Genomic DNA, 25,406 nt, shown 5'->3' with positions numbered 1-25,406 from the left:
CTATGTGTGAGTATTTGGTGTAAATATTGGTCGCTCTAGCGCTACCAGTGCGATCTATTTGCTGCGACACGAGTAGAACGTAAGTTGCTTATCAAGGTAGTCGTTGATGATGGCGCGCGCCTTCTGAGCATCGATACCATCTGGGTTTAGTGTGCCTCTCAGCCATAAACCATCAATCAGAGACGCGATCCCGTGAGCAACAAGATCCGCTTGTTCGTGATTCAAAATACCTTTTAACTCAAGGCGTAAGTGTGAAATCAAACGTTTTTCGTTCACACGCTGCAGTCTTTTTAGCTGCTTGTCATGCATTGAATATGACCAAAATGCCAACCACGCCTTCGCGACCTTGTTTTCTGCTTGGTAACCTTCGAAGTTACCATCGATGATCGCGTTAATTCTCTGTTGGTGAGCATCAACAGGAAGCGCTTTTAGTGAAGTCGTGATGGTGTTGGAGAGTTGGCGAAGAATTTCACGCATGGTCTCTTCGAGCAGGCCGTGTTTTCCGCCAAAGTAGTGATTAATGATGCCGGTAGAGACTCCCGCTTCTTTGCTGATTAACGCAATACTCGCGGCATGCAAACCCACTCGATCAATCACCGTCATGGTGGCTTGAACAAGCTGTGGTTTACGTATATCGGGCATCCCAACCTTCGGCATTTCTTAGTCCTTTTATTTTATATTGAACGTTCAGTTAAGTATAAAATGACAGAAATTTAGTTAGGGTTCAAATGATTATTTAAAACAAACTCGTAACAACACGACATTCAAAACCAAACAAATCAATTAAAAACAATCAGTTAAATATCATCCAGGGCACTAATGAAATCAATTAAAGATTTGAGGTGTGATAGTTATTGGTCAAATATTTTCGCTAGATGCGTACAATATTCAATCAGACTGCTGTCATATAGAAAATTGTGGGGAAACGTCTTATCAGTAAATTTGAAGGTAGAGTTTAAGACACGGAAAGCAAGGCTCAATAACAACAAGCAAAGAAATACCAAAAAGGTTGGTGACAACAACGTCATCACCAACCTTCTCAAATCGTTTCTTATGTTATTACGAGCCTAAGCTACTCAATGCGAGTAATAAAACCGTATTTATCTGAATCGCTTTTAGTCACCCAGTGCTCACCAGAAGCAGGCGCAGAGTCTAAAGTGAAGATATAAAAATCGATTCCTTTGTCTCCCATTACCTTTTTAAAGTAACTCGCTTGCTTGCGATGGCTTTCGTTGGTGTATGGGAAATCTTTGGCTGTTTTATCCCCCTCGGCCCAACTGTGCACGCCAACCTGTTTATTAAGCTCAATAGCTTTGGTGGTATCAGCGCGTTGCAAAACTCGTGGATTACCTGCAGCAAACAGGTCCGTGCCTCCCGAGAAAACCGACCCCGTTGGAGTCACAACCGTCGTCATATTGCTGTTCTTAATCATGCGCCCGGTGTACATATTAATATCATCGTCAGCACTTCCACCAATATGGTTGGTAAACTTCAACGTCATCTCACTGCCTTGATACAATTTCACGATATCAAAAAGCTGGGAATAGGTTGATGCCCCAAGGGTCGAGTTAATGCGATCAACGGCTCCAGTCTCGTTGAGCACATCGCGGTAAAAAGCGTTAAAGGCAAACGAAGTGGTGATCGTTACCTTGTTACCACTCTTAGTGTTGCTCAAAATCGTAGAGCCTAGACTAGTAACGTATTGCGCCAGTTCATTGTGATACTCAAGCTCGACTTGTTTATTAGTATTCGTCGTCGTGTTAATTAACGTGGTGTCATTGCCAATTGAGCGTTGAGTCGTACCACAATCAAACGAATCATAGTAATTGCCTTCACTGTAAAGACCGCAGTTATCAAAGCCTACATCAGGAAAATACAAGTCAACGCTCTGACCTAAGCGACTTGATAGCCTAACCACTTTTTGCTCATCACTGATGTCTTCAGCAAACAGAATAGTTTCATACTGCACACCGTCGTAATTAAGCTTCATTGCTTCTTGGAGCTCTTGTCGCTCTTGATACAACTCACCAAGCTTAACCGATGAAAATACGTAGTCAGCCTTAGGTTTCGCTTGCGCTTTAGTGGCAGGCTTATTCGAACCGGAACTTGAATTACAGCCTGCTAAAAAAATCAAAGGTAACGCCAGTAATGTCTTTCGATAGTCGCTCATACAGTTATTCCCATAATGTTTTGATGGGAATGATTCTATTATTTAAAGACATATACATCTGTCTCGTGAATGTATGAGAATGTAATTCTTTTTGAACGTTGTTTTTTATTTTTCCAAAAAATCAAAATCATCATTGAACTGGCGTAGAAAGTGTTTAATCATTCACGTTAGGTATTTTTCGTAAAGCATTGCAATTTAATATGCGACATCGACTCGCATAAGATGAAAATTGCTCACGTGATCTCAATAAGTGAAACGCACGATAAGGCAGGAAGTGGAATGACAAAACCTAAAATGATCATCGTGGAAGACGATTTAAAACTTCAGCGAATGCTAAAGGACTACTTTGTTACGCAGGACTTTGAAGTCTCCACACTAGATGATGGCTGTGATGCCGCGCAAACCATTCTTGCCGAGCAGCCTGATATCGTGTTGTTGGATTTAATGCTCCCTGTAACCGATGGACTGACAATATGCCGACAGACGCGCACCCTCTTTAAAGGTAAGCTTTTAATGCTCACCGCCAGCGATGATGATTTCGACCACGTCGCAGGCTTAGAGACAGGGGCTGATGACTATGTCACCAAGCCAATCAAACCAAGAGTTCTGCTGGCAAGGGTTCGTTCGCTATTACGCCGTCAAGAAGCTAATGCTCCTTCAGCTGATGATTCAGATAACCTTCAGTTCGACCAACTGGTTCTGAAAAACACCTACAAGAAATGCGAACTCGTAGGGCAGGTGTTGTCACTAACTGATAGCGAATTTGACCTATTGTGGTTATTAGCAAGTAACCCTGACACTCCGCTATCACGTGACTATTTGACACAAACGCTGCGTGGTATTGAGTACGACGGAATCGATCGAACGATTGATAATAAAATAGTGCGCCTAAGAAAGATCCTTGGCGACGACCACACTCCAGCAGAGAAAATTCAGACCATTCGCGGGCAAGGTTACTTATTTGTTTCGACCGCCTGGCGTTAATCTCGCTCAATACGAGCGAAATAAAAGAGAGCGATTATGCGACGTATCTATTGGGAGTCCTTGTTAGGGCTAGTGGTTTGTTTTGTCACAGGTATCGTTGCTTATGATATTTCTGTTTATGTGCTCAATACAGATTATGAATTTATTCTTCAAGATTACGAAGCAGCTGCCCACCAACAACTCATAGAAAATATCGCTTTAAATCAGGGCCTTGAAGCAGCTCATCAAGCAATAAACCAGTTTGTCGAGACCACTCGAAATAAGCTGGTGATTCTCAGTCCCCAAGACGAAATGCCAGGCCCCGTTTCAGAGTTCTTCAGCACTAACCCGAATACCTTTGTTTTTCACGATGATGAACGTGACCTGTGGTTTCGCTTAGCAAGCAGTGACAATACCTATCACTACTTACCCAACAGTGAAGCGTTAGTTAGGCAAAAAATCGAGTTAGAAGATGACCTCATTTGGTTGTTCTTTTTGGCGAGCTTTATGTTATATGGCTTATGTCATCTATTTATTATCTTCCACCGAGTTAAGAAGCTTGAGACTGCAACTCTGCGCTTTGCTGAAGGGGATCTCTCGACACGAGCCGAGACTTCAAGTGGTATAGCGATCGGTTCACTGAACAAATCCTTCAACCTAATGGCCGACCGAATTCATCTCTTAATTGAAAGTAAGCGCTCACTCACAAACGCTGTAGCTCACGAACTGCGCACGCCAATATTTCGTATTCAGTGGCAAGCTGAAATGTTGAAAGACACGCCACTCAACAAAGCACAGCAAAATACCGTTGAAAGTATTGTCAAAGATACTGAAGAGATGGAGAAAATGGTTGATGAGCTGCTTTACTACGCCAAACTCGATAGCACTGATCTAGAAGGCCTACAGCAACCATTAGAGATAAAAGACTTTCTCGAGCACGCGATGACGCGTTGGAGTAAAGAGACTAAGCTCAGCATAAACCTATCATTGCCAGGAAAAGCCTATTCAATAGTGGCAGATGAAACACTGCTCAACCGTGCCTTAGATAACCTAGTACGTAACGCAATGAAGTTCGCTCGTACGCAAGTATCTATCGAGGCCACTGCTTACCAAGATAAGCTGCAGATCGCGGTACATGATGATGGTGATGGTGTGGCTCAAGAGCATCAAGCTCGTCTGTTTGAACCCTTTTATGTTGGTGACAAAGCTCGCAACAAAACCAAGAGCGGTCATGGTCTAGGGCTTTCTATCGTCGAGAAGATCTGTGCTCAACACGACGCTACCGTGGAAGTAGGTCAGAGCCAAACTTTAAAGGGTGCGGTATTCACCATAACCATTCAGCTATGTAATGACTCAGCTGACAAACCCATACAGTAACGACAAAACACCTCTGGAATAATGTTCAACATTGGTCGGGAGATGCTGTCTCCCATGAACTTATTGAGTCTAGATAATCACGACAAAGCCATTGTGGCTTGCCATCTCGATTCCAATCATTCTTAAGGTATTTTTATGAAAAAGTTATTAGTTATTTTGGGTATTGTCTCTCTTTCAGGTTGTTCAGGTATTAGCCACAATGACGAAGTTTACACAGCGCACGCTGAAAGCTTCAACATTGTTGGTTTTCAAGTTCCTGGTAGCACACAAGATCGCGCAATGAAATTAGTGCCTGAAGGCGCAACGATTGAGACTATTCGTTCAACAGACTCTGATACGAGCTCTTTAATAGGTATCCTCAACCGTATTATCGGTATCGACTACGTGCAAGTTGGCGGTAAAAAGCAATAATTCGCTTTAGTTACGCACCTTTAATCAGTAGTCTGTACAAACTAAGTTAATCTAAGCCAGTGATCCCACCGCTGGCTTTTTTCATCCACCAGATTTTGTTCTCTGTGCCAAAGAAGTGCCCAATTACCTTCCCTCTTTTTGCTGACAATCCGAGAAATATGCCAAAAACCTTCAGTTTATTATCAAAATTTTCCTTAAATTCGCTTAATTGCCTTCTGCCTAAATTTTCATTTTCAAGTCGTTGATCCTTCTATCAACTCAGAACACCATAACTGATACATAGATCAATTTACTCGGAAATCTTAATTTTCAAGAGAAATTAAAATTTAATAAAAATATCAAGACATTATAAACAAAGTGTATGAGTGAATTCTAAAATCAACAGAAACGATAACTATCTGTAAATACGAAAAGTATAATTTTCATGAATAAAAGCGGCCACCTCCATACTACTAATTGATTAGATCGAATTATGTAAAATCTACGTGATAATTTTGTTACGTTTTCATGGATTTTACATGGAAAGAGAAAATAACAATGAGAATGAAAAAGCGTTTAGTTGCCGTTGCTATAGCTAGTACTATGTCTTTATCAGTGCACGCGGGTGAATCCGTTAGCATTAATCAACCGATCAATTTTACTAGCTTCTCTGGGTTAAATACTCAGCTAGGCGTCAGTAATGCCTCAAGCTTCAAGATGGTTAAAGAAGTTAACCTGAAAAAGCGTGGTATCTACAAAGTTAAGATCCAACAAAACATTTGGGGGACGCCGGTGTGGGGACACTACCTAAACGCGACCCAAAGTGTTCAAGGTGGCGCGCTTAAGTCTGTTCAAGGTCGCTACTTAAAAACCACTACTCTGGAGCGATCTTTCGTTAAGCCGTCCATCAACAACGCTCAAGCAGTTGAGCTGGCAAGTAAAGACCTAAAAGCCCAGAACGTAGCTAGCAAATCACTAGACAACGTACAACATGATCTGTTTATCTACCAAAGCATTTCTAAGCAAGGTCTTGGAGCACAAGGGGCTGATAAGACACGCCTAGTATACGTTGTTTCTTACCTCATCAAAGGTGGTGATAAGCCTTCACGACCATTCACTATGCTAGATGCTCACACGGGTGAAGTGATCGACCGCTGGGAAGGTATTGCTCACGCTCAGATCGGTACAGGCCCTGGCGGTAATGAGAAGACAGGCATGTACGAATACGGTACCGACTACCACTTCCTCGATGTTCAAGAGAATGGCACTGAGTGTGTGATGGAATCGGAAAACGTTGTCACGGTTGACCTAAATGGCGCAACAGAAGGCGATACCGCTTACACTTACGAATGCCCACGTAACGAACATAAAGAAGTAAACGGTGCGTACTCTCCTCTGAACGATGCTCATTACTTCGGTAACATCGTTTTCGACATGTACAAGAACTGGTTCGATACAGCACCACTCTCTTTCAAACTCATGATGCGTGTCCACTACGGCTCTAACTACGAAAACGCCTTCTGGGACGGCAAAGCGATGACCTTTGGTGATGGTGAAAGCTTCTTCTTCCCACTTGTAAGCTTAGACGTGTCTGCCCACGAGGTGAGCCACGGTTTCACAGAGCAAAACTCAGGTCTGGTCTACGCAAACCAATCTGGTGGTATGAACGAAGCATTCTCTGATATGGCCGGAGAAGCAGCAGAGTACTACATGAAAGGCACCAACGACTGGATGGTAGGTCGCAACATCTTTAAAGGTGACGGTGCTTTGCGTTACATGGATGACCCATCCCGTGACGGTTCTTCAATCAACAACGCATCAGAATACTACGACGGCTTAAATGTGCACTACAGCTCAGGCGTGTTCAATATGGCGTTTTACCACCTAGCAACGACACAAGGTTGGGATACCAAGAAAGCATTCGAACTTTTCGTTTTAGCAAACCAAATCTACTGGCAGGAAAACAGTGATTTCTGGCAGGGCGCTTGTGGCGTGAAGAACTCAGCAACCGACCTTGGTTACAGCACAGAAGATGTGGTTTCTGCATTCACACTGGTAGGAGTAACACCATGTGCTGAGCCACCACTACCGCCAGAACCAGAGTATCAACGTCTAGAAAATGGGGGGGAAACACCAGTAGCAGGTGAAACAGGTTCAAAAACTTACTTCGATATCGAAGTACCAGAAGGCCAAGACAAACTGACGATTGATCTTGCTGTCTCTGCGGGTGATCCAGATATGTATGTCGGCCTAGATTATGCGCCAAGCTCTCAAGAGAATATCTGTGAGAGTGAAAGCATTACCGATGAAGTCTGTGTTATTGAAAACCCAGTTGCAGGTCGCTACACCGTTAACATTCTAGGCTACTCAGAATACTCAGGTGCTAACCTGAAAGCGGCATATGAAGTGGGCATCGCTAACGTGCCACCAGTATCTTCGTTCGAACACACAGTGGTCGGTAAAGAAGTAGAACTTCGCAGCACAAGCTCAGACATCGACGGCCAAATCGTCTCTTACCAATGGAACCTTGGCGATGGCAACACACAAACGGGGGAAGTAACTCGCTACACCTACGCTAAAGCGAGTAACTACGTGGTAACACTGACCGTCACTGACGATGTTGGCGTTGCAACATCAACAAGTAAATCGATCACAATTGAAAGCAACTCTGCGGAAGGTTTCCCACTAAAACTGAAGTTCGGTAATAAGAATCCGAATGGCAAAGCTCGCGTCAAGCTAGCATGGGATTACGACACTAACGATTACTTCGTGATTAAGCGTAACGGCAAAAATGTTGGTGCAACAGACTTCAATTCATACGTCGATAAGTTCCGTCACAACGGCACGGTAGATGTGGAGTACCAAGTGTGTACCTCTAGCGAGGTTTGTTCAGAAACCAAGCACTACCGTTTCATCAAAACACAATAATCGATAGTTGATTCAGGGCTCCGAAAGGAGCCCTTTGACTATATGGGTAATGAAAACCCTCATAACTAAAGCGATAAGAAAAACAACAATATAAACGATAGAAAGGACATCAAATGGCTATTCAAAAAAGCATTCTCGCTGTGGCTCTATTTGGCAGCGCTACGGCTTACGCATCCCTAGGGATTACACCACCAGAAAACTCAGAAGTTTGGATCACAACCGATGCTGACGCTCAGCACCTGATAGTTGAACACGGCGCAACGGTGTACCCAGCGGTGAATGGAAACAAACATTCGGTCGTTGCAAAAATCAACGCAAAACAATTGGCTAAACTGTCTAGCCACATGCACGAAGAGACTCACCGTTGTGGTGGCTACATGGTGCACGAAGACAAAGCAAGTGCGCTTAAAGCTTCAGCAATGCCACTAACAATGAGCACCTTCGAAAAACCGGTGATCAGCCATCAAGATACAATGAATGATTTGATCGCTCAGGTCGAGCCAAGCAACATGGTTACGACCATAGAGAACTTAACCAACTTCACCAACCGTTTTTATACCACTTCTACAGGTGTTGCTGCTTCAGATTGGCTGCTAGAGCGCTGGAAAGCGGAAATTGAAGATGTGCCTTATGCCTCGGCACGCCAAATCACGCACGCAGAGTATCCGCAAAAGTCTGTCGAAGTCACCTTACTTGGCGCGAAGTATCCAGAAGAGATCGTTGTCGTTGGCGGACACCTCGACTCAACCGTTGGTTCTTGGACGAGCGAGGGCACAATCTCTCCAGGGGCAGACGACGATGCATCGGGGATTGCTACCGTTACTGAATCACTGCGCTTAATGATAGCTAGTGGTATTCAACCAGACAAAACCATCAAGTTCTATGGCTATGCGGCTGAAGAAGTGGGACTGCGTGGTTCACAAGATGTTGCTAATGCTCTTAGAGACGAACAAGCGAATGTTGTCTCTGTACTTCAGTTGGACATGACTAACTACAACGGCTCCGCGCACGATATCACCTTCATCACTGACTACACGGACAGCAACCTAACGGCTTACCTAAGCGAGCTGATTGACACCTATGCTAGCGACATCAGTTACAGTTTCGATCGTTGTGGTTATGCCTGTTCCGATCACGCCTCATGGCACAACGTTGGCTACCCAGCAGCTATGCCGTTCGAGAGCATGTTCAACGATTACAACCCGAGCATCCACACGCAGCATGATACGATTGAGAACTCAGACCCGACTGCAACCCATGCCTCGAAGTTCGCGAAACTGGCAATTGCTTACCTCGTTGAAACCAGCCTTGATTCACCCGTTACTGGGCCAACAGAGCTAGAGCCTGGTGCCCCTGTTGGCGACCTATCTGCTGGCTATGGTGAAGAGCAATTCTTTACCTTAACGACGGAAGACTCAGGTCAATTAACCGTAACCATGACAGGACCTCGCAGTGGTGATGCCGACTTATACGTCAAATATAACGGTGTGGTATCGAAAGCAAACTTTGACTGTCGCCCATACCAGAACAACAGCAACGAACAGTGTGTATTGAACGAACCTGCGGGTAAATTCAACATCATGGTGCGCGGTTATCGTAACTTTAGTGATGTCACTATCGTCGCTAATTTCGTTCCTGATGGGCTGTAAGGTTAGTTAATTAACTAACAAGTAAACACGGCTAAAATTAAAAATCCGCAAGCCCAAATAGATAGGAGCTTGCAGATTTTTTATAGTCTTCGGAGATAAGCTTAGATCAATGATCTTCAGTTATCATCAAGCCGTCTTTTTCATTACCTTGCCACAGATGTACTCACCAATCGGCATTGCAGATGTCGCTGCGGGAGACGGGGCATTGCAAACATGCAGGCTTCTTGCACTCTCGGCAAACAAGAAATCATGAACCAAAGTGCCATCGGATAACACCGCTTGCGCGCGAATACCCGCAGGATATGGTTTGAGATCTTCGACCTTGATACTAGGGCAGTATTTGTTGACCAATTTGAGATAGCCCGGCTTCCACCATGAGTTCTTAAACTCGTCCAGTCCGGTTTTTAGATGCTTTTGTGTCACCTTCCAGAAACCGGAGAAGCTGAGCATTTGCATGGTATCTTGCAAGCTGAAGTTAACCTTGTCGTACCCTTCCCGCTTCCAGCCTTGTACCGCATTTGGACCGACAGTCACACTGCCATCAATCATGCGAGTGAGGTGGACTCCCAAGAATGGCAAATCAGGGTCGGGAATTGGGTAAATAAGATGATTCACCACTTGGCCGTGCTTGCTATCTAAGCGGTAGTATTCACCGCGATAAGGGATGATCTGAAAGTCAGTTGGAATGCCCATCATCTTAGTCATGCGATCCGCCATCAAGCCGCTGCAAGTAACCAAGAACTTGGTATTGAGCTGCATGGTTTGCCCGTCTGAAATGCAGATCAGTTGGACTTCTTCATCTTTCTCTTCGGCAGCCACCACTTTGGTTCTTAGGCTGATTTGACCTCCGAGCTTTTTGAACTCTTCCGCCATCTGCTCAGTGACCAAACGATAATCGACAATACTGGTGGTTTTGACATAAATCGCGCCCAAGCCTGTGATGTTTGGCTCAGCTAGCTTGAGTTGAACTTCATCGAGTAGCTTTACGTCGATGCCGTTGACATGGCAGCGCTCATAGAGGGCTTTCATGCGTTCGACTTCTTGCTCATTGGTCGCAACCAACAACTTGCCACAGTTCTCCACCGGAATATCGTGCTCAGCGCAGAACGAAATGGTTCGCTCTACCCCACGCTTGCAAAAGTCCGCCTTTAAACTGCCCGGCGCGTAATAAACCCCGGCATGAATCACGCCGCTATTGTGTCCGGTTTGGTGCTTAGCAAAGCCGGACTCTTTCTCAACCAATAAAATGGATTTATCTGGGTGACGTTGCTGCAGTTGCCATGCTGTCGATACGCCGACGATACCGCCACCGACAATGATGTAGTCATAGACTGATTTCATACGACCTCTTATAAAACCGATAGTTGAGATTGTTGCAATTTGAACTTGCGACCACTGTAAATGAACACCGCGACAAATACCGCGCAGCTTGCCACACGAACCAACATTGGGATGTCGTGCCAAACCAGCAATGTACCCACCACTACCAACAAGAGACGCGTCAGAATGTTTAGAGGACCTTCCAAGTAGCCTTCAATCGCACCAATCAATGCATAGGTACCGATGATGGCAAAGAAGCCCACGGTAATCACTGACGTCACATCCCAACTGACCAAGCCTGTGTAAGCAATCAACAGCGGGACAAGATACAAACCTTTGGCGATTTTCCACGCCATCAAACCGGTACGCATTGGCGGTGTTTTAGCGATGGTTGCCGCAGCAAATGCGGTCAAACACACTGGTGGTGTTACGTTACTGTCTTGCGATAACCAGAAGATGATGAGGTGAGCAGCCAGCAATGCTGAGCCTACTGCTTCCATACCCAAACTTTGTTCAAGCAGGGTTTCCATAAAGTCCGCCGGAACTAACACCACCATTTCTTTAGCAGTTTCCAATGCCATTGGCGCATTAAGCAGTTCCAACTTTTCTGGCGCCGCCAACATAAAGATCGCTTTTGCTTGCTCTGGCAATTGCCCCGACACCATCAATTCAAGCAGTTGATTTTCCGCAATCAATTTGTAAAGCGCAGGCGCAGACAGTGTGCCCAATACAATATACGCCGCTGTCACGGGTAAACCCATACCTAAAACAAGAGAAGCGAGCGCAATTAGAACGATCATTATGAACAAGTCGCCATTCGCCCAACCGTCGATCATCAGTGAGAACGTGTTACCGATACCCGTTGTGCTGATCACGTTGATCACCAAACCAATACCCACCAGCAATACAGCAGTTGTCGCCATGTTTTTCGCGCCTTGCGATAGCGCTTCGATGATCGCTTTTGGTCCCATCTTGTGATCTTTCGAGAACCAAGACGCGACCACTACTGAAATGATCGATAAGCCAGCAGCATAAGTTGGCGTAAAGCCTTGAACCAACAAAGTAACCAATACCGCCAGCGGGATAAGGTTGTGCCAACCGCTGATCAGCACTTTAAGTAATGATTCATCGCTTGTCGTGATCTTCTGAACGCCGCTGCGTTTGGCTTCAATACGCACAAAGAACGCCACAGACAAGAAATAGATAAGAGCAGGAATGAAAGAAACGGCAATGATATCAACATAAGGAATTTGCGTGTAAGACGCCATGATGAAAGCACCCGCGCCCATCACTGGTGGCATCAACTGACCACCAGTCGACGCCGCAGCTTCAACGCCCGCTGCAAAGCGCGAAGGAAAACCTGCTTTTTGCATTAAAGGAATACTGATAACACCGGTTGAAACCGTATTGGCCACACTAGAGCCAGATACTGAGCCCATCAAACCGGAGCCAATGACCGCAATAAAACCCGGACCACCGATGATTTTGCCAGCCGCAGCACGTGCCACATTAATAATGTAATCACCCACACCAGAGCGAACCAGACACGCACCAAATAGAATAAACATGAATACAAAAGTCCAACTGATGCGCGAGATAGAACCAAACATGCCCTCAGAAGAATAAAAGCTACGGTAGAGCAGGGTTTCCATGCTCAAACCCGGAAAGTGGAAAATACCTGTCGCCCACTTACCCCAAAGCACAACGTAACTCAGACACACCCCAATCAGCACTGGAATAAACCAACCCATGGTGCGTCGAATCAGTTCGATAACAATCAAAATTGCCATGATGGCAAAGACCCAATCGCTGGTAACAAACTTAACACCACGCTCATACAGCGCATCTTCAGCATAGGGAATGTAGAGCAAACACGCGACCGCGCCCATGGCAATTAACACATCAATGCCGAGTGCAATCTTACTCTGCTTGAGAGAGATATGAGCCGGATACCAAAGCGCACAAATCACCGCAAAGCCAGCAAAGTGGGTAGCGGAAATCCATAACTCCGGTAACGTCGAGAAGGTATTAAACCAAATGTGCAAAGCAGACAACACCACGCCAAACACTGTGATTGTGGTGGTTACCCACGGAAAACCTGTGCGCGTGGGCAGCTCAAACTTCTGCAATTCCTTTTCTATTGAGTCGCTCATCTCATACTCCAAGCTCTGGCGGCTTTTTCCATCTTAGAAATCGGTAGGGACAAAATGCCCCGAGCCAAAACTCGGGGCCAAGTAGGCGTTATTTCAACATTAGGTCTGATGGGATTTCGATGCCCATCTCTTTGTAGTAACGCGCCGCGCCTGGGTGAAGAGGCACTGGCAAGCCAGCGATCGCTTTCTCAATCGCCATTGCTTTTGTTGCTTTATGGATACCTTGTAGGAAAGGCAGGTTCTCGTAGATCGCTTTAGTTAGCTGGTAAACGTCTTCTTCCGAGATATCTTCACGAACAGCCAAGAAGTTTGGCTGTGCAATGGTGGTGATTGGCTTATCTAGACCCGGATACGTGTTCGCAGGAATTTCGTACTTCGTCCATAGGTTGTAGTTACCGTTCGCCTCTTTGATTTGCTCGTCAGTAAACGAAAGAATCGAAATGTCTTTACCCAGCGCAGCAAAAGCTTGAGTGACCGCACCAACAGGTACACCTGCAGGCGTGTTCATGCCGTCAATGGTGCCGTTTTGAAGTGCGCTCGCACTGCCGCCGTAGCCCATGTACGCAAGGTTGAATTTATCAGGATCGACCTTCAGACCTTTCATGATTTGGCGACCAGAGTTCTCAGTACCTGAGTTCTTCTTACCGATAGAGAACTTCTTACCGTCTAGGTTGTTCAGGTCTGTCACTGTGCCAGTTTTTGCTAAGTCAGAGCGAACAATAAAGTGCTCAACGTTTTGCCACAACATAGAGACTGAACGCAGTTGTTCTTGGCGACCGCTTTTCTCATAAGGACCTTCACCAGACCAAGCCCATGCACCGTAAAGACCTTGTAGAATCGCGAACTGTGCTTCGTTTTCGTTCAGCAGTTTGACGTTTTCACCAGAGCCCGCAGAGCTGATTGCAGAAAGGGAAAAGTGGTGCTTTGGTGCCAATTTCACTTTGCTTAACGTCGCCAGCGCTACGCCCACAGGGTAGTAAGTACCACCTGTCGACGCCGTTGCTAGGATGTAGCTGCGCTCTTCTTGAGCTGAGGCGTTGCTGATAAGTCCAATAGATACCATTGCGATTGCCAAAGTTTTAACTAGCTTGTTGTATTTCATTGTTACTCTCCATGTAGAGTTATTCACGTTACTGCTTTGTTAACAACAATCAGATAGCAAGCACAATGCCAAAGATTAAACTATTGATTTGATTTAATTTAAATAAAAAAATCAATAGTGATAGGCGGATTATTGCTTATTCAATGCAGATTACATGAGCCATTTATTGCTCATTAAAAACAGTCATTCATATCTATGGAAAGTTAGTCATATCACACTTTAGGCGTTAAGTGTGACCGATATCCATAAAATCGCAAATACAGAGTGCGCCATTTATTGCTCACTAGGGCCTGTTGTTCTTTCCTGGTTAAATTTTATTCGAAATGAAATCGTTTTAGGCACGGCGAAGGTTATATAGCCTCATCATTCTAGGCAAATAGTCTTCAACAAAACATAGAAGCACAGCCCTTTTCAGGCGCTAAATTAGATCAATATTACTGTATATGACAAACGTATTAATCTTGTTTAACGCTACCAAATATCCATACAATAATTGTGCAATTTTGAGAATTCCAATCACAGATACGACAAAAAGGTAAAAACTTGACCTAAAACAATAGCGGAATACGACAACTTATTTTATAATGCGAATTAATGTTTCAGAACACTATAATATTTAATTTCTAGGGGCAAAATCAATGAGACTTATTCCATTAAGCAACAAAGCAAAAGTAGGTAAATGGGCTGCTCGTCATATCGCAGATTCGATCAACAAATTCGCTCCAACTGCTGAGCGTCCATTTGTACTAGGTCTTCCTACTGGTAGCACACCTCTAACTACTTACGCTGAGCTAATTGAACTTTACAAAGCTGGCGAAGTTAGCTTCAAGCACGTTGTAACATTCAACATGGATGAGTACGTTGGTATCGAACCAAACCACCCTGAGTCTTACCGCACATTCATGCACGAAAACTTCTTCAACCACGTTGATATTCAAGCAGAAAACATCAACCTGCTAGACGGCAAAGCTGAAGACATCGATGCTCACTGTGCAGCATACGAAGAAAAAATCCGTTCATACGGAAAAATCAACCTGTTCATGGGCGGCGTAGGCATCGACGGTCACATCGCGTTCAACGAACCAGGTTCTTCTCTATCTTCACGCACTCGTATCAAAACGTTGACTGAAGACACTCGTATCGCGAACTCTCGTTTCTTCGATGGTGACATCAACCAAGTTCCTAAATACGCACTAACTATCGGTGTTGCTACTCTTCTGGATTCTGAAGAAGTAATGATCCTTTCTCTAGGTCACAACAAAGCACAAGCGCTTCAAATGGCTATCGAAGGTTCTGTAAACCACATGTGGACTGTTACAGCTCTACAGATGCACCGTAAAGCTATTATCGTTGCTGATGAGCCAGCTCAACAAGAGCTAAAAGTTAAGACTCTTCGCTACTTCCAAGAGCTAGAAGCTGAGAACATTCAAGACCTATAATTTGATGTAGATCTTGATTGTAGAATTAAAACCACTTCTTCTATCGGAAGTGGTTTTTTTTTTATGTCACAATCGCTATCAACTAAAAAATATGGAAATAGACATGTTGTTGAATGAAATTGTCGAGATCATCGAACTGACTGACAGTGATCACCTCTCAGAGGCATTAGAAGAGTTTAATCTACATAACGTAGTTCACTCTAACCACCTTCCTTTTTTAAATGTTGTCTACGATAACGCCAAGCCACACTTGCTAAAAAAACTGTGCAGCATTGGCTTTAAAGGACAAATTCAATGTGAAAAATTGATAAGCGGTGACTATATTATTTTCAATGCAGACACCTATACGCCCGAACAAGCTAGCTCAAAATTCAGGTAAAACAGACTTCAATTTATTAGGAACTGACTTAAATGACAGACACAACTAACCTAAGCAATGAACAACTATCTCTACTTGGAAAAGCTCTGCTTTCAGTACAAAGATTGGAAAACTCACTCTACCAGTCGATTAGAGCACTTTGTAAACAAAACAGTTCTAGCGATACCCAAGCCATTGAAAACCTGACTTCAGAACAGTTCCTGAAAGGCACTATCACAGAGCTAAAGCCAGTTATACAACAGTTATATGATGTGTTTGGCGAGACACTTGTGCTTTCATCAGCAGAGTTAAATGAGTTCCTATACAAAAGAAACTTAGTCTCACTGAGTTTTTGGCAGGTAACGACAACAAGTGTAAAAGGAAATGAGAAACTTGCGAACCCAACACTATTTTTGCAAGAGCTCATCGATCAGTGTGATCTGTGGTTGGCAAAACTAGAGTCATAAATTGCACCCAGTTTATTTTCATTACTCACTGAAATGGTATTAAGAAGTCAACACGTTCTCTTTCGCTAGCTGCTGATGTATATCATTAACCGCTAGCACTATCGTTGAGCGCACTTTTTGAAAATGGCGCTCTAAAAACATCCGCTTCATATCATCAGACATGCCTTCGACCAACTTTGGGGCGTAATCGATTGGCATCATTTTTTGAATTGCATTGATACGGTTAAGTTCGAAAACGACATCTTGGTCCCAGAAGTTTACCTTCCCTTCTTGAATATTGACCCACTCTTTGAGAGTAACGAAAACTTCAATGTCGTCATACACTTCTTTGCTGATCACCCCTAAACCTAACAATAATTTTGTTCGAACCAGAATTTCCCCTAAAGGGCCATCAGTGGTAAGGAGAGGGTCAACAACAAATTTGACAGCGTAGTCATCTTTATAAAAGATACTTTTCAATAAAGCGTCCAACATGTCTTCTAAGACATCGTAGGCGCACAACAGGCACTCCGCAGCATTGGCTGATTCGGCTAGTTCTTCAAGTAACTCTGATTCGTGTGTTGTATGTATGGGCATGGTTGCTCTAAAAGAATAAAGTGCCACTGGGGTGGCACTTTGATGGTTTATCATTTCAATGCTAGATAAGCTTCTTCCGCTAGTTTAACAACTTCTGAGTCACTATTCAGCTCAGAATAATGCGCTAATGTCTCTGCAAAACCTTTTTCTGCGAACATTGCTTGAAGTTCAACCGCTTGCGGATCATCTTCATTCTTGTAATGGAACGCAGCGGCGATCGCTTTTACTAGATGAGCATTTGGTAGCCCGTATTCTAACGTACCGTTCAGTGGCTTGACTAGGCGATCTTGAGGGCTCAGCTTACGAATAGGTTGACGACCAACACGATCCACTTCATCACGTAGGAACGGGTTAGCAAAACGACCTAGAATTTTTTGGATGTATGCCGCGTGCGCTTCTGGATCAAATCCATAACGCTTAATGAGAACAGCGCCACTTTCTTCCATCGTTGCTGTTACTTCAGCGCGGATTACGTCATCTTCGATAGAGTCTTTAATTGTCTCGTGACCAGCGAGTACACCAAGGTATGCCGTTACTAAGTGACCCGTGTTTAGCGTGAACAATTTACGCTCAACGAAAGCCATTAGGTTATCAGTGCATTCCATCCCTGGGATGTTTGGAATCTCACCCTTAAATTGTGTTTGGTCTACGATCCACTCGCTGAACGTTTCAACCGTTACCGCTAGAGGGTCTGTTTCACCTGCTTCTGCCGGTGGAACAATACGGTCAACCGCTGAATCAACAAAACCAATGTGCTCTTCAGTGAACGCCTTCATTTCATCAGAAAGGTGCTCTAAAACTGCTGCTTTTAATTGGCTAGTACCGCGAACCATGTTCTCAGCCGCGATGATGTTCATTGGTGCAGTGTTGTTTGCTGCTGCACGCTTTTCAATGCCTTGAGCAATAGACTTAGAGATAATTTTAAGAACCGTAGGTCCTACCGCCGTTGTCACAATATCAGACTCAGCAATGCAACCTACTACAGCACCTGTTGCTGAATTTACTGCTGTTACGTTCTTAACAACTTCAACAACACACTCTTCGCCAACAATCTTAACTGGGTATTCTTGACGTTCAATTAACGCATTTACAACCGTTTCATTTACGTCAGCAAACGTAACCTTCATACCAGCGTCAGAAAGAAGCTTACCAATGAAACCACGACCGATATTACCCGCACCAAAATGTAACGCTTTCATAATTTTGACCTTATAAATATTTAAATCTAAATAGCTAACCACTCAAACACATGCCGCTTTCAATTACGTCCTAGGCATTAAGCAGTGACCTATTCAGACCGAACCTTTATCTACAGATAAAGATTGAGACCGGAATTGAGGCCAGTAGGGGGGTACTGGCCTCCTTCACTCAGGAGCTTGACTAGAGCTTTTAGTTTCCGTTGAGAATACGTAGAACATCAGCAGGGTTTGTTGTGTTCTGTAGGCATTCCACAGCGTCTTCATCGTCGAGTGAATTGGTAATAGCCATCAGCACCATGTTGTGCTCATCGCCTTGTGCGGCAATACCGATAACCATCTTCGCGATATCATCTTCATCTTCGCCCCACTGAATACCTTCAGGGTACTGACAGAAAACGATGCCGGTTTTTTGTACGTATTTTTTCGCTTCGATTGTGCCGTGTGGTACTGCGATAGACTCACCTAGGTAAGTAGAGACGAGCTCTTCACGAGCAAACATGCCTTCTACATATTCTGGTGATACATTGCCTAGTTTTACCAGTTGCTCACCGGCGAACTTGATTGCGTCTTCCTTTTGATTTGCCTTAAGGCCAAGGAAGATGCTGTCACCAGTTAGTGCAAGCTTGTTGCCTCCTTGCGCTGGAGCTGCTGCAGGCGTTGTCGATCCTACTTTCACTTCATCACTTTGAGCATCTACAAGCTCAGCGACTAGTTGGTCGTATACGCCGCCGTCTAAGAAATTACTTAGAGACATATGCATTGCACCTGGAACAGTGTTACGAGCACGGTCTGTTAGGTCTTTATGCGTAATAACAATTTGTGAATCAGCCGGTAGGTTGTTTATTGCGTAGTTGGTTACCTCAATATCTAGGCCCGCGGTTGCTACTTTCTTACGTAGTAGACCTGCACCCATTGCACTTGAACCCATACCCGCATCACACGCTACATATACCGCTTTAACATCCGCCAGATTTACGTTTCCTTTTGAAGCAGCACTTTTAGAAGACGCTTTCATGTCTTTCATTTGTGCAGACGCTTTTTCTAGAGAGTCTTCATCGTCATCTTGAGTTGAAGTCTTAAGTAGGATTGAAGCCACTACGAAAGATACTGCTGTTGCTGCGATAACTGACAATACAACACCGATGTAAGAGCCTTTTGGCGTCATCAGTAAGATTGCGAAGATAGAACCTGGTGATGCTGGAGAAATAAGGCCAGAATCGAACATTACGTTAGTGAATACGCCAGCCATACCACCTGCGATTACCGCAAGAATTAGACGTGGGTTCATTAGAACGTAAGGGAAGTAAATTTCGTGGATACCACCTAGGAAGTGGATGATAGATGCACCAGCAGCAGATTGCTTCGCGCTACCTTTACCAAACACCATGTAAGCAAGTAGAAGACCAAAACCAGGACCTGGGTTTGCTTCGATTAGGAAGAAGATAGAACGACCCATCTCTTCAGATTGCTGGATACCTAGTGGAGAGAAGATACCGTGGTTGATTGCGTTATTTAGGAATAAAATTTTTGCAGGTTCAACAAAGATAGATGCTAGAGGTAGTGCACCCGCTTCCACCATTGCGTTTACGCCAGCAGCAAGTCCGCCAGACAGAATCTTAACCGCAGGACCAATCACGATGAAGGCGATGATCGCGCAGATCATGCCGATGATACCTGCAGAGAAGTTGTTCACTAGCATTTCGAAACCACTCTTCACTTTACCGTGAACAGCTTCATCGAATTTCTTAATTGCGATACCACCCAGTGGACCTACAATCATTGCACCCATGAACATTGGGATATCAGTACCAACGATTACACCCATTGTTGTGATAGCACCCACTACGGCACCGCGGTCGCCACCAACCATTTTACCACCGGTATAACCGATCAATAGTGGTAGTAGGTATGTGATCATTGGGCCAACCATTGATGCTAACGTTTCGTTAGGCCACCAACCCGTTGGAATGAATAGTGCAGTAATGAAACCCCACGCAATGAATGCGCCGATGTTTGGCATTACCATATTGGATAAGAAACGACCAAAGTTTTGAACCTTAATCTTTGCTTCTGGTGATAACATAGGTAGAACCCCGTAATGTATTGGTTGGTCAAATGACCGAAAGTGTGTGCTCAAAAGTTGATTAAAATGTATCACAACATTTCCAAAATGCACTCCAGCCCAACTTTCGTGACAAACATCACACACAAAAAACACTTTCGGGTTAACGGTAATGCTTTAGATCACAAAAATGTCATGAATTTAAATTACAAAGCAAAATTAGTGAGAATAACTCTCATTAATATAAGATAAAGATCACATTTCACAACTCAATCACCAAAAATAAATAGTGATATAAATCACACTTAATGAAAGATGCATCTTAAAAACTATAAACCATGTATGAAGGAACGCCATTCCTAGCGGGATTTATATGCAACCAGAGGGGTTAAGCCTTACTTTCTGTAACTTAATTACACAATGTGTTGAAGGACTTTCTTGATGCTGTTTTGGAGAACACTTCCCCAATTAAACTAAAAACACATGGGCAATCAGAAAAGGAATTACGCGAAGTAGATGTGTTATTCTAATCACTTGTTTTGGTTGAATACCTACCCCACATCATCTAGTTGTCAGGTGACGACTTAAGAGAAGGCTATGTCAGACAAGATCTCCACATCAGCTCTCGCTAAACAAAAAGGCATAGAAGCCAAAGCCCTGTTTAGTGATCTAAAAACAGCCGGCTATATCGTACGTTCACAGGATCGCTGGGTGCTGACCGAGCGAGGGGAAAGCTTTGGTGGGGAGTATGTGGAACACAAAAAGTTTGGTGTCTTCATTGTCTGGCCAGAGAAGCTGCTTATCGACTTGGACACCTTCTCAGGGCAAACACTAACCGCAACTCAACTTGGCAATGCTTTCAAGCTCAGCGCAAAGAAAATTAACCTCTTGCTCAATGAACTTGGTTGGATAACAAGAGAAGAAGACGGTTGGCACGTCACCTCGACAGGTTTAAAGGCCGGTGGTGCACAGAGGGAAGATAAAACCACACAAAACTTATTCGTGGTGTGGCACGATTCATTAGTCCGCAATAAACGTTTGAAACAATCAGTTGTTGAATTCCTAGGGCACGATGCAGAAAGCCACTCAACGGATGTGTCACTTTCTAGCTTCCGCCAGAAGTTCGAGGCCAAGCACCGAAGCTTGGATGGACACTATGTGCGTTCAAAAGGAGAGCTAATCATCGACAATTGGCTATATATGGCGGGTGTGGTACATGCGTACGAGCGTCCACTGCCAATAGCGAAAGAAGTGATCAGTGACTTTTATCTTCCAAGCGGCAAAGTATACATTCAATTTTGGGGAACCGACTCTGCGCCAATCGCCGAGGAAAAACGTGAAGCGACGAGAAAAATCTATGCCGAGCATAGTTTTGGCTTAATCGAAATCACACCGGAAGATATCCCAAACCTAGACAGCGTCCTTCCACCATTATTGCGCCAATATGGCATCAAGGCGTACTAAACTACTGAATCTAGACAATTTGCACCCATTGATATCACACTTATCGAATCATTATGGACATTATTTACCATAGTAATTTGATATGTTCGCTATTTTTCCCAGGCTACTCTTCTATTATCTTACCTCCATCGACTTGAGCTACCGCAGATACTCGATTTATTGGGGCATGTTCGATGACCGTTTCAGCGCTTATTTTCTTAGAGACCCGTTCTATTAAAGACCGATGATATTAGAGAAAAAGCCCAAATGCGTTATCCGTTTATTGTTGACGTTACCGAACATAACACCCTACAACATTTATTATTGATAGATATTAGGATTCAACATGACTCATCCAATCATTACTGATCTAAACACTCGTTACACAACTAAAAAATACGATGCAGAAAAACGCATCTCTGCGGAAGACATGGAAGTAATCAAAGAAGCACTTCGTCTGTCAGCTTCTTCTATCAACTCTCAGCCTTGGAAATTCATCATCATTGAGAGCGACGAAGCAAAACAACGTTTCCACAAGACTTTCGAGAACATGTTCCAGTTTAACCAACCACATGCAAAAGAAGCGTCACACACAATCCTGTTCGCTCACGATCCTAAGTACACTAAAGAGAAATTCGCGAAACGCGCAGACACAGAAGTAAGCTCTGGTCACCTACCTGCTGAAATGTACGAGCAGTTCTTAGGGGCTTACGCATTCGCAGAAATGAACACAGATGAGACTGGTTTCAACGGAAACTGGACTAAGTCTCAGGTGTACATCGCACTAGGTAACACACTGCACACGCTTGCTCGCCTTGGTATCGCTTCAACTCCAATGGAAGGTGTAGACGCGGCTATGATCAGCGAAGAGTTTGCTGACGAACTAGAAGGTCACGTTGTTGATGTAGCACTGGCTATCGGTTACCACAAAGACGGCGAAGACTACAACCACGGTAAACCCAAAGCGCGTCTAGCTCTTGATGAAGTCGTGACTACGCTTTAAAAACTAACAAATAAATTACACTGCTTATTTGGCCAGACTTTCGTCTGGCCTTTTTTATGCGCGCCTTTTGGCTGTTGGTCAGCATTGATAACCACATGAGTCAAATGGACACTTTAGATTCATATTAATTACAGAAATTGGAATGTCATAAAGACTCAAAAGAAAGACTAAAAAGAAAGACTAAAAACCAAAAAAATTCATAAAAACAATTATTTAAAAACATGGAACGACTAGTGCAATGATGACCTTAGAAACTCAAACAAGGTATTCTCATTATGACTATTCACGTTAAATCAAATGTTCACTGGGTTGGTATTCACGATTGGGAAACCGAGCATTTCCATGGCAAGGAATACCACATGAACAAAGGCACCAGTTATAACTCATACCTAATCCGTGAAGAGAAAACGGTGCTTGTCGATACCGTTGACCATCGCTTTACAGAGCAATTCCTTGCAAACCTTGAGATGGAAATCGACATCAACGAGATTGACTACATCATTTGTCAGCATGCCGAAGAAGACCACTCCGGCTCCCTTGCCGCGCTACTTGCTAAGATCCCTAATACCCCTGTCTACTACACAGAAGCGGGGGTGAACTCGATTGTCGGCCATCATCACCAGCCAGACTGGAACTTCAGAACGGTAAAAACCGGCGACACACTGGATATCGGTAATGGTAAGCAACTTATCTTTGTTGAGATGAAAATGCTGCACTGGCCAGATTCAATGGCAACTTACCTAACAAGCGACGAAATTCTGTTTAGTAATGATGCCTTTGGCCAACACTACTGCGATGAAAACCTGTTCAACGACCAATTAGACCAAGTTGAACTGCACGAGCAGTGTCTGCGTTACTTCTCAAACATCCTGACGCCATTTGCACCGCTAGTAAAAGCTAAAATCGAAGAAGTATTGAGTTTAGGTGTACCGATCGATGTGATCGCCACTTCCCATGGCTGTATTTGGCGAGACAACGCCACCCAGATCGTCGAGCAATACTACGAATGGTCGAAAGCGTACAAAGAAGACCGCATCACAATTGTGTACGACACCATGTCTAACAACACTCGTATGATGGCCGATGCCATTGCGAAAGGGATTCGTAAAGGGAGCCCAGAAACAGCAATCAAGGTGTTCAATATTTCCAAGCATGATAAGAACGATATCCTTGCCAATATCTTCCGATCAAAAGGTGTACTTGTTGGCTCGTCAACCGTGAACAATGTGATGATGCCGCAAATCGCAGCCTTACTCGAAGAGATACACGGTTTACGTTTTGCCGGAAAAAGAGCCGCGGCATTCGGTTCTTCAGGTTGGACTGGTGGCGCAGTAAAACGTATTGATGCTCGCCTACGTGAAGCAAACTTCGAAGTCAGCGCTCCGCAACACATCCATTGGAAACCAGACACAGATGCTCTTCGCCAATGCATCGATTACGGCATGACATTGGCTGAAGTTTGGCGCACCGATGCAAACGAGGTGAGTACGCCTAAACAAGTTGAACGCAGCGTAAAGAAAATCGACACTCCGGATAATCAGCCAGAGCAAGCAACTGAACCTGAAGCCGTTGCAGCAACTTCTACCAAAGAAGCACAGCAGGCAGAGACGCAACGCGCTCACAGCGAAAATTGCACATGCTGACGTTGCACGGTTTGTGAATGGGTATACGACCCACAATTAGGTGAACCGTACCAAGGTGTTGAACCAGGAACACCATGGAAAAATGTACCTGATGACTTCCTTTGCCCTGAGTGCCATTTAGGCAAAGAAGTATTTGTGGAGAAGTAACATGTCGAACATTGTGATTGTGGGTGGTGGTTTCGCTGCCCTACAAACTATCAAAATGGTACGTAAACTCGACCAAGATATCGCGATCACCATGATCACGGCAGATTCGGGGTGGGGGGGGGGTGAGTATAGTAAGCCGAACCTTTCGCACGGGTTCAGTCAGGAACAAACGCCGGAAACACTCACCGTACATAATACTCAGCAGCTAGCTGAGCAGTACAACGTGGTTATTAAAACCAAAGCGCTTGTCAGCGAAATAGATATTGAGCAACAGTATATTCGTGTCGATGGCCAACCAATCCACTACACAAAGTTAGTGTTTGCAACGGGGGCCACACCATTTACTCCACCAGCAAAAGGGCTAAAACGAGGGGCGACTATCACGCTCAATAGCCTGGAGGAGTTTGAGAAGCACAAAGCGCAGATCGATGATGCTCAGCGTGTCACTGTGATTGGTGGCGGCCTGATCGTAGTCGAGCTTGCCTTTGACCTCCAAACCGCTCAAAGCTGGGAGACTCGCTTTGACCCGAAAGGCATTGTCGCAAAAGGCTTCAACGCAGATAATCAATTGGTTGGGTTTATCGTCACTGGAGAGCATACCAAAGCTGCATTCCCACTGCTCAAAGAGCTACAGACAAGCTCACCCACTTAATCTCAATGACATAAGCGGTGTCCTACAAAACGAAAAAAGCCAGTCAATAGACTCAACATCGATTAACCAGTGTGACAGCATAAAAAAGGTTCATCGCGGCTTTCCGGGGAAAGCCGCTTTTATCTTCAAGAAGAAGTAGTCTGTATCTCGATACCCATATCCCATTCGCTTGATTAGTTTTATCTTGTTGTTTATCCCTTCCAATGTGCAGGTGTTAAGCGGATAACTTGCCGATGCGATAATGCCGTGAAGATAAGGACTCAGTTTTCGTGCGAACTCTTGCAATGGCTTAATTCCACTCTCCTGTACTTGTGCCCACCACACCTCCAATTCCACTCTCCTGTACTTGTGCCCACCACACCTCC

General features: G+C 44.4%; 20 protein-coding genes and 1 pseudogene. 12 read left to right on the top strand and 9 right to left on the bottom strand.

Features of this window, described 5'->3' with window-relative positions:
- Window positions 1-54: 54 nt before the first annotated feature.
- Together betI and L1D11_RS17665 are read right to left on the bottom strand one after the other, a co-directional pair.
- A complete protein-coding gene (gene betI, locus L1D11_RS17670) occupies window positions 55-657 on the bottom strand; it encodes a transcriptional regulator BetI (RefSeq protein WP_239834047.1) in 603 nt (200 codons plus the stop codon).
- Between the two features lie 415 nt (window positions 658-1,072).
- Entirely contained in the window at window positions 1,073-2,170 is a 1,098-nt protein-coding gene (locus L1D11_RS17665; RefSeq protein ID WP_239834046.1) for an alpha/beta hydrolase, read from the bottom strand.
- Between the two features lie 279 nt (window positions 2,171-2,449).
- On the opposite strand from L1D11_RS17665, the gene L1D11_RS17660 reads away from it, so the two are divergent.
- The 5 genes from L1D11_RS17660 to L1D11_RS17640 all read left to right on the top strand — a co-directional run bounded on the left by L1D11_RS17660 (window position 2,450) and on the right by L1D11_RS17640 (window position 9,477).
- Window positions 2,450-3,154: a response regulator transcription factor gene (locus tag L1D11_RS17660; protein ID WP_239834045.1), complete on the top strand. Its 705-nt coding sequence runs from the start codon at window positions 2,450-2,452 to the stop codon at window positions 3,152-3,154.
- Between the two features lie 36 nt (window positions 3,155-3,190).
- The gene (locus tag L1D11_RS17655; protein ID WP_239834044.1) at window positions 3,191-4,510 is read left to right on the top strand and encodes an ATP-binding protein; all 1,320 of its coding nucleotides are present in this window, start codon (window positions 3,191-3,193) and stop codon (window positions 4,508-4,510) included.
- Between the two features lie 135 nt (window positions 4,511-4,645).
- On the top strand, window positions 4,646-4,921 hold the full coding sequence (locus tag L1D11_RS17650; RefSeq protein ID WP_239834043.1) for a hypothetical protein: 276 nt from the start codon (window positions 4,646-4,648) through the stop codon (window positions 4,919-4,921).
- 537 nt (window positions 4,922-5,458) lie between these two features.
- Window positions 5,459-7,828 (top strand): M4 family metallopeptidase, encoded by a 2,370-nt coding sequence (locus L1D11_RS17645; RefSeq protein WP_239833745.1) that lies wholly within the window; start codon window positions 5,459-5,461, stop codon window positions 7,826-7,828.
- A 113-nt stretch (window positions 7,829-7,941) separates the two neighbouring features.
- Window positions 7,942-9,477 carry a M28 family metallopeptidase gene (locus L1D11_RS17640; RefSeq protein ID WP_239833744.1) on the top strand — a complete coding sequence of 512 codons (1,536 nt, stop codon included), beginning with the start codon at window positions 7,942-7,944 and terminating at the stop codon, window positions 9,475-9,477.
- Window positions 9,478-9,603: 126 nt separating this feature from the next.
- On the opposite strand, the gene lhgO is transcribed toward L1D11_RS17640, so the two are convergent.
- The 3 genes from lhgO to L1D11_RS17625 all read right to left on the bottom strand — a co-directional run bounded on the left by lhgO (window position 9,604) and on the right by L1D11_RS17625 (window position 14,052).
- Entirely contained in the window at window positions 9,604-10,818 is a 1,215-nt protein-coding gene (gene lhgO / locus L1D11_RS17635) for an L-2-hydroxyglutarate oxidase (protein ID WP_239833743.1), read from the bottom strand.
- Between the two features lie 8 nt (window positions 10,819-10,826).
- On the bottom strand, window positions 10,827-12,950 hold the full coding sequence (locus L1D11_RS17630; RefSeq protein WP_239833742.1) for a TRAP transporter permease: 2,124 nt from the start codon (window positions 12,948-12,950) through the stop codon (window positions 10,827-10,829).
- An 88-nt stretch (window positions 12,951-13,038) separates the two neighbouring features.
- Entirely contained in the window at window positions 13,039-14,052 is a 1,014-nt protein-coding gene (locus tag L1D11_RS17625) for a TAXI family TRAP transporter solute-binding subunit (protein WP_239833741.1), read from the bottom strand.
- 638 nt (window positions 14,053-14,690) lie between these two features.
- Here L1D11_RS17625 and nagB point away from each other — a divergent pair.
- From nagB to L1D11_RS17610, 3 genes are all read left to right on the top strand, one after another.
- Window positions 14,691-15,491, top strand: a complete 801-nt coding sequence (nagB, locus tag L1D11_RS17620) for a glucosamine-6-phosphate deaminase (protein WP_102257676.1) — start codon at window positions 14,691-14,693, stop codon at window positions 15,489-15,491.
- Between the two features lie 103 nt (window positions 15,492-15,594).
- Window positions 15,595-15,870, top strand: coding sequence for a hypothetical protein (locus tag L1D11_RS17615; protein ID WP_239833740.1), 276 nt, complete (start codon window positions 15,595-15,597; stop codon window positions 15,868-15,870).
- A gap of 32 nt (window positions 15,871-15,902) precedes the next feature.
- Complete coding sequence (locus L1D11_RS17610) at window positions 15,903-16,316, top strand: glucosamine-6-phosphate deaminase (RefSeq protein ID WP_239833739.1); 414 nt, start codon at window positions 15,903-15,905, stop codon at window positions 16,314-16,316.
- 39 nt (window positions 16,317-16,355) lie between these two features.
- Here the strand turns inward: L1D11_RS17610 and L1D11_RS17605 are convergent, their stop codons facing one another.
- From L1D11_RS17605 to L1D11_RS17595, 3 genes are all read right to left on the bottom strand, one after another.
- The gene (locus L1D11_RS17605) at window positions 16,356-16,892 is read right to left on the bottom strand and encodes an MltR family transcriptional regulator (RefSeq protein ID WP_239833738.1); all 537 of its coding nucleotides are present in this window, start codon (window positions 16,890-16,892) and stop codon (window positions 16,356-16,358) included.
- A gap of 50 nt (window positions 16,893-16,942) precedes the next feature.
- Window positions 16,943-18,091, bottom strand: a complete 1,149-nt coding sequence (locus L1D11_RS17600) for a mannitol-1-phosphate 5-dehydrogenase (protein WP_239833737.1) — start codon at window positions 18,089-18,091, stop codon at window positions 16,943-16,945.
- 190 nt (window positions 18,092-18,281) lie between these two features.
- Window positions 18,282-20,174 carry a PTS mannitol transporter subunit IICBA gene (locus L1D11_RS17595; protein WP_239833736.1) on the bottom strand — a complete coding sequence of 631 codons (1,893 nt, stop codon included), beginning with the start codon at window positions 20,172-20,174 and terminating at the stop codon, window positions 18,282-18,284.
- A gap of 576 nt (window positions 20,175-20,750) precedes the next feature.
- On the opposite strand from L1D11_RS17595, the gene L1D11_RS17590 reads away from it, so the two are divergent.
- The 4 genes and pseudogenes from L1D11_RS17590 to L1D11_RS17575 all read left to right on the top strand — a co-directional run bounded on the left by L1D11_RS17590 (window position 20,751) and on the right by L1D11_RS17575 (window position 25,041).
- Window positions 20,751-21,617 carry a glycerol kinase gene (locus tag L1D11_RS17590; protein ID WP_239833735.1) on the top strand — a complete coding sequence of 289 codons (867 nt, stop codon included), beginning with the start codon at window positions 20,751-20,753 and terminating at the stop codon, window positions 21,615-21,617.
- A gap of 325 nt (window positions 21,618-21,942) precedes the next feature.
- Window positions 21,943-22,599 (top strand): nitroreductase family protein, encoded by a 657-nt coding sequence (locus L1D11_RS17585; RefSeq protein ID WP_239833734.1) that lies wholly within the window; start codon window positions 21,943-21,945, stop codon window positions 22,597-22,599.
- A 275-nt stretch (window positions 22,600-22,874) separates the two neighbouring features.
- Window positions 22,875-24,389: pseudogene (gene norV / locus L1D11_RS17580) on the top strand (anaerobic nitric oxide reductase flavorubredoxin).
- 1 nt (window position 24,390) lies between these two features.
- A complete protein-coding gene (locus L1D11_RS17575; RefSeq protein WP_239833733.1) occupies window positions 24,391-25,041 on the top strand; it encodes an FAD-dependent oxidoreductase in 651 nt (216 codons plus the stop codon).
- 90 nt (window positions 25,042-25,131) lie between these two features.
- On the opposite strand, the gene L1D11_RS17570 is transcribed toward L1D11_RS17575, so the two are convergent.
- On the bottom strand, window positions 25,132-25,406 hold a 275-nt coding region (locus tag L1D11_RS17570), incomplete at its 5' end, for a transposase (RefSeq protein WP_239862645.1).

Origin of the sequence: Vibrio sp. Isolate32 (genome assembly GCF_022397955.1) — a bacterium.
GTDB lineage: Bacteria > Pseudomonadota > Gammaproteobacteria > Enterobacterales > Vibrionaceae > Vibrio.
This window is presented reverse-complemented; position numbering and strand designations above follow the sequence as displayed.

Coding starts and splice junctions, on each gene's coding strand:
- betI (WP_239834047.1), bottom strand. CDS start 657: ATGCCGAAGGTTGGGATGCCCGATATACGTAAACCACAGCTTGTTCAA.
- L1D11_RS17665 (WP_239834046.1), bottom strand. CDS start 2,170: ATGAGCGACTATCGAAAGACATTACTGGCGTTACCTTTGATTTTTTTA.
- L1D11_RS17660 (WP_239834045.1), top strand. CDS start 2,450: ATGACAAAACCTAAAATGATCATCGTGGAAGACGATTTAAAACTTCAG.
- L1D11_RS17655 (WP_239834044.1), top strand. CDS start 3,191: ATGCGACGTATCTATTGGGAGTCCTTGTTAGGGCTAGTGGTTTGTTTT.
- L1D11_RS17650 (WP_239834043.1), top strand. CDS start 4,646: ATGAAAAAGTTATTAGTTATTTTGGGTATTGTCTCTCTTTCAGGTTGT.
- L1D11_RS17645 (WP_239833745.1), top strand. CDS start 5,459: ATGAGAATGAAAAAGCGTTTAGTTGCCGTTGCTATAGCTAGTACTATG.
- L1D11_RS17640 (WP_239833744.1), top strand. CDS start 7,942: ATGGCTATTCAAAAAAGCATTCTCGCTGTGGCTCTATTTGGCAGCGCT.
- lhgO (WP_239833743.1), bottom strand. CDS start 10,818: ATGAAATCAGTCTATGACTACATCATTGTCGGTGGCGGTATCGTCGGC.
- L1D11_RS17630 (WP_239833742.1), bottom strand. CDS start 12,950: ATGAGCGACTCAATAGAAAAGGAATTGCAGAAGTTTGAGCTGCCCACG.
- L1D11_RS17625 (WP_239833741.1), bottom strand. CDS start 14,052: ATGAAATACAACAAGCTAGTTAAAACTTTGGCAATCGCAATGGTATCT.
- nagB (WP_102257676.1), top strand. CDS start 14,691: ATGAGACTTATTCCATTAAGCAACAAAGCAAAAGTAGGTAAATGGGCT.
- L1D11_RS17615 (WP_239833740.1), top strand. CDS start 15,595: ATGTTGTTGAATGAAATTGTCGAGATCATCGAACTGACTGACAGTGAT.
- L1D11_RS17610 (WP_239833739.1), top strand. CDS start 15,903: ATGACAGACACAACTAACCTAAGCAATGAACAACTATCTCTACTTGGA.
- L1D11_RS17605 (WP_239833738.1), bottom strand. CDS start 16,892: ATGCCCATACATACAACACACGAATCAGAGTTACTTGAAGAACTAGCC.
- L1D11_RS17600 (WP_239833737.1), bottom strand. CDS start 18,091: ATGAAAGCGTTACATTTTGGTGCGGGTAATATCGGTCGTGGTTTCATT.
- L1D11_RS17595 (WP_239833736.1), bottom strand. CDS start 20,174: ATGTTATCACCAGAAGCAAAGATTAAGGTTCAAAACTTTGGTCGTTTC.
- L1D11_RS17590 (WP_239833735.1), top strand. CDS start 20,751: ATGTCAGACAAGATCTCCACATCAGCTCTCGCTAAACAAAAAGGCATA.
- L1D11_RS17585 (WP_239833734.1), top strand. CDS start 21,943: ATGACTCATCCAATCATTACTGATCTAAACACTCGTTACACAACTAAA.
- L1D11_RS17575 (WP_239833733.1), top strand. CDS start 24,391: ATGTCGAACATTGTGATTGTGGGTGGTGGTTTCGCTGCCCTACAAACT.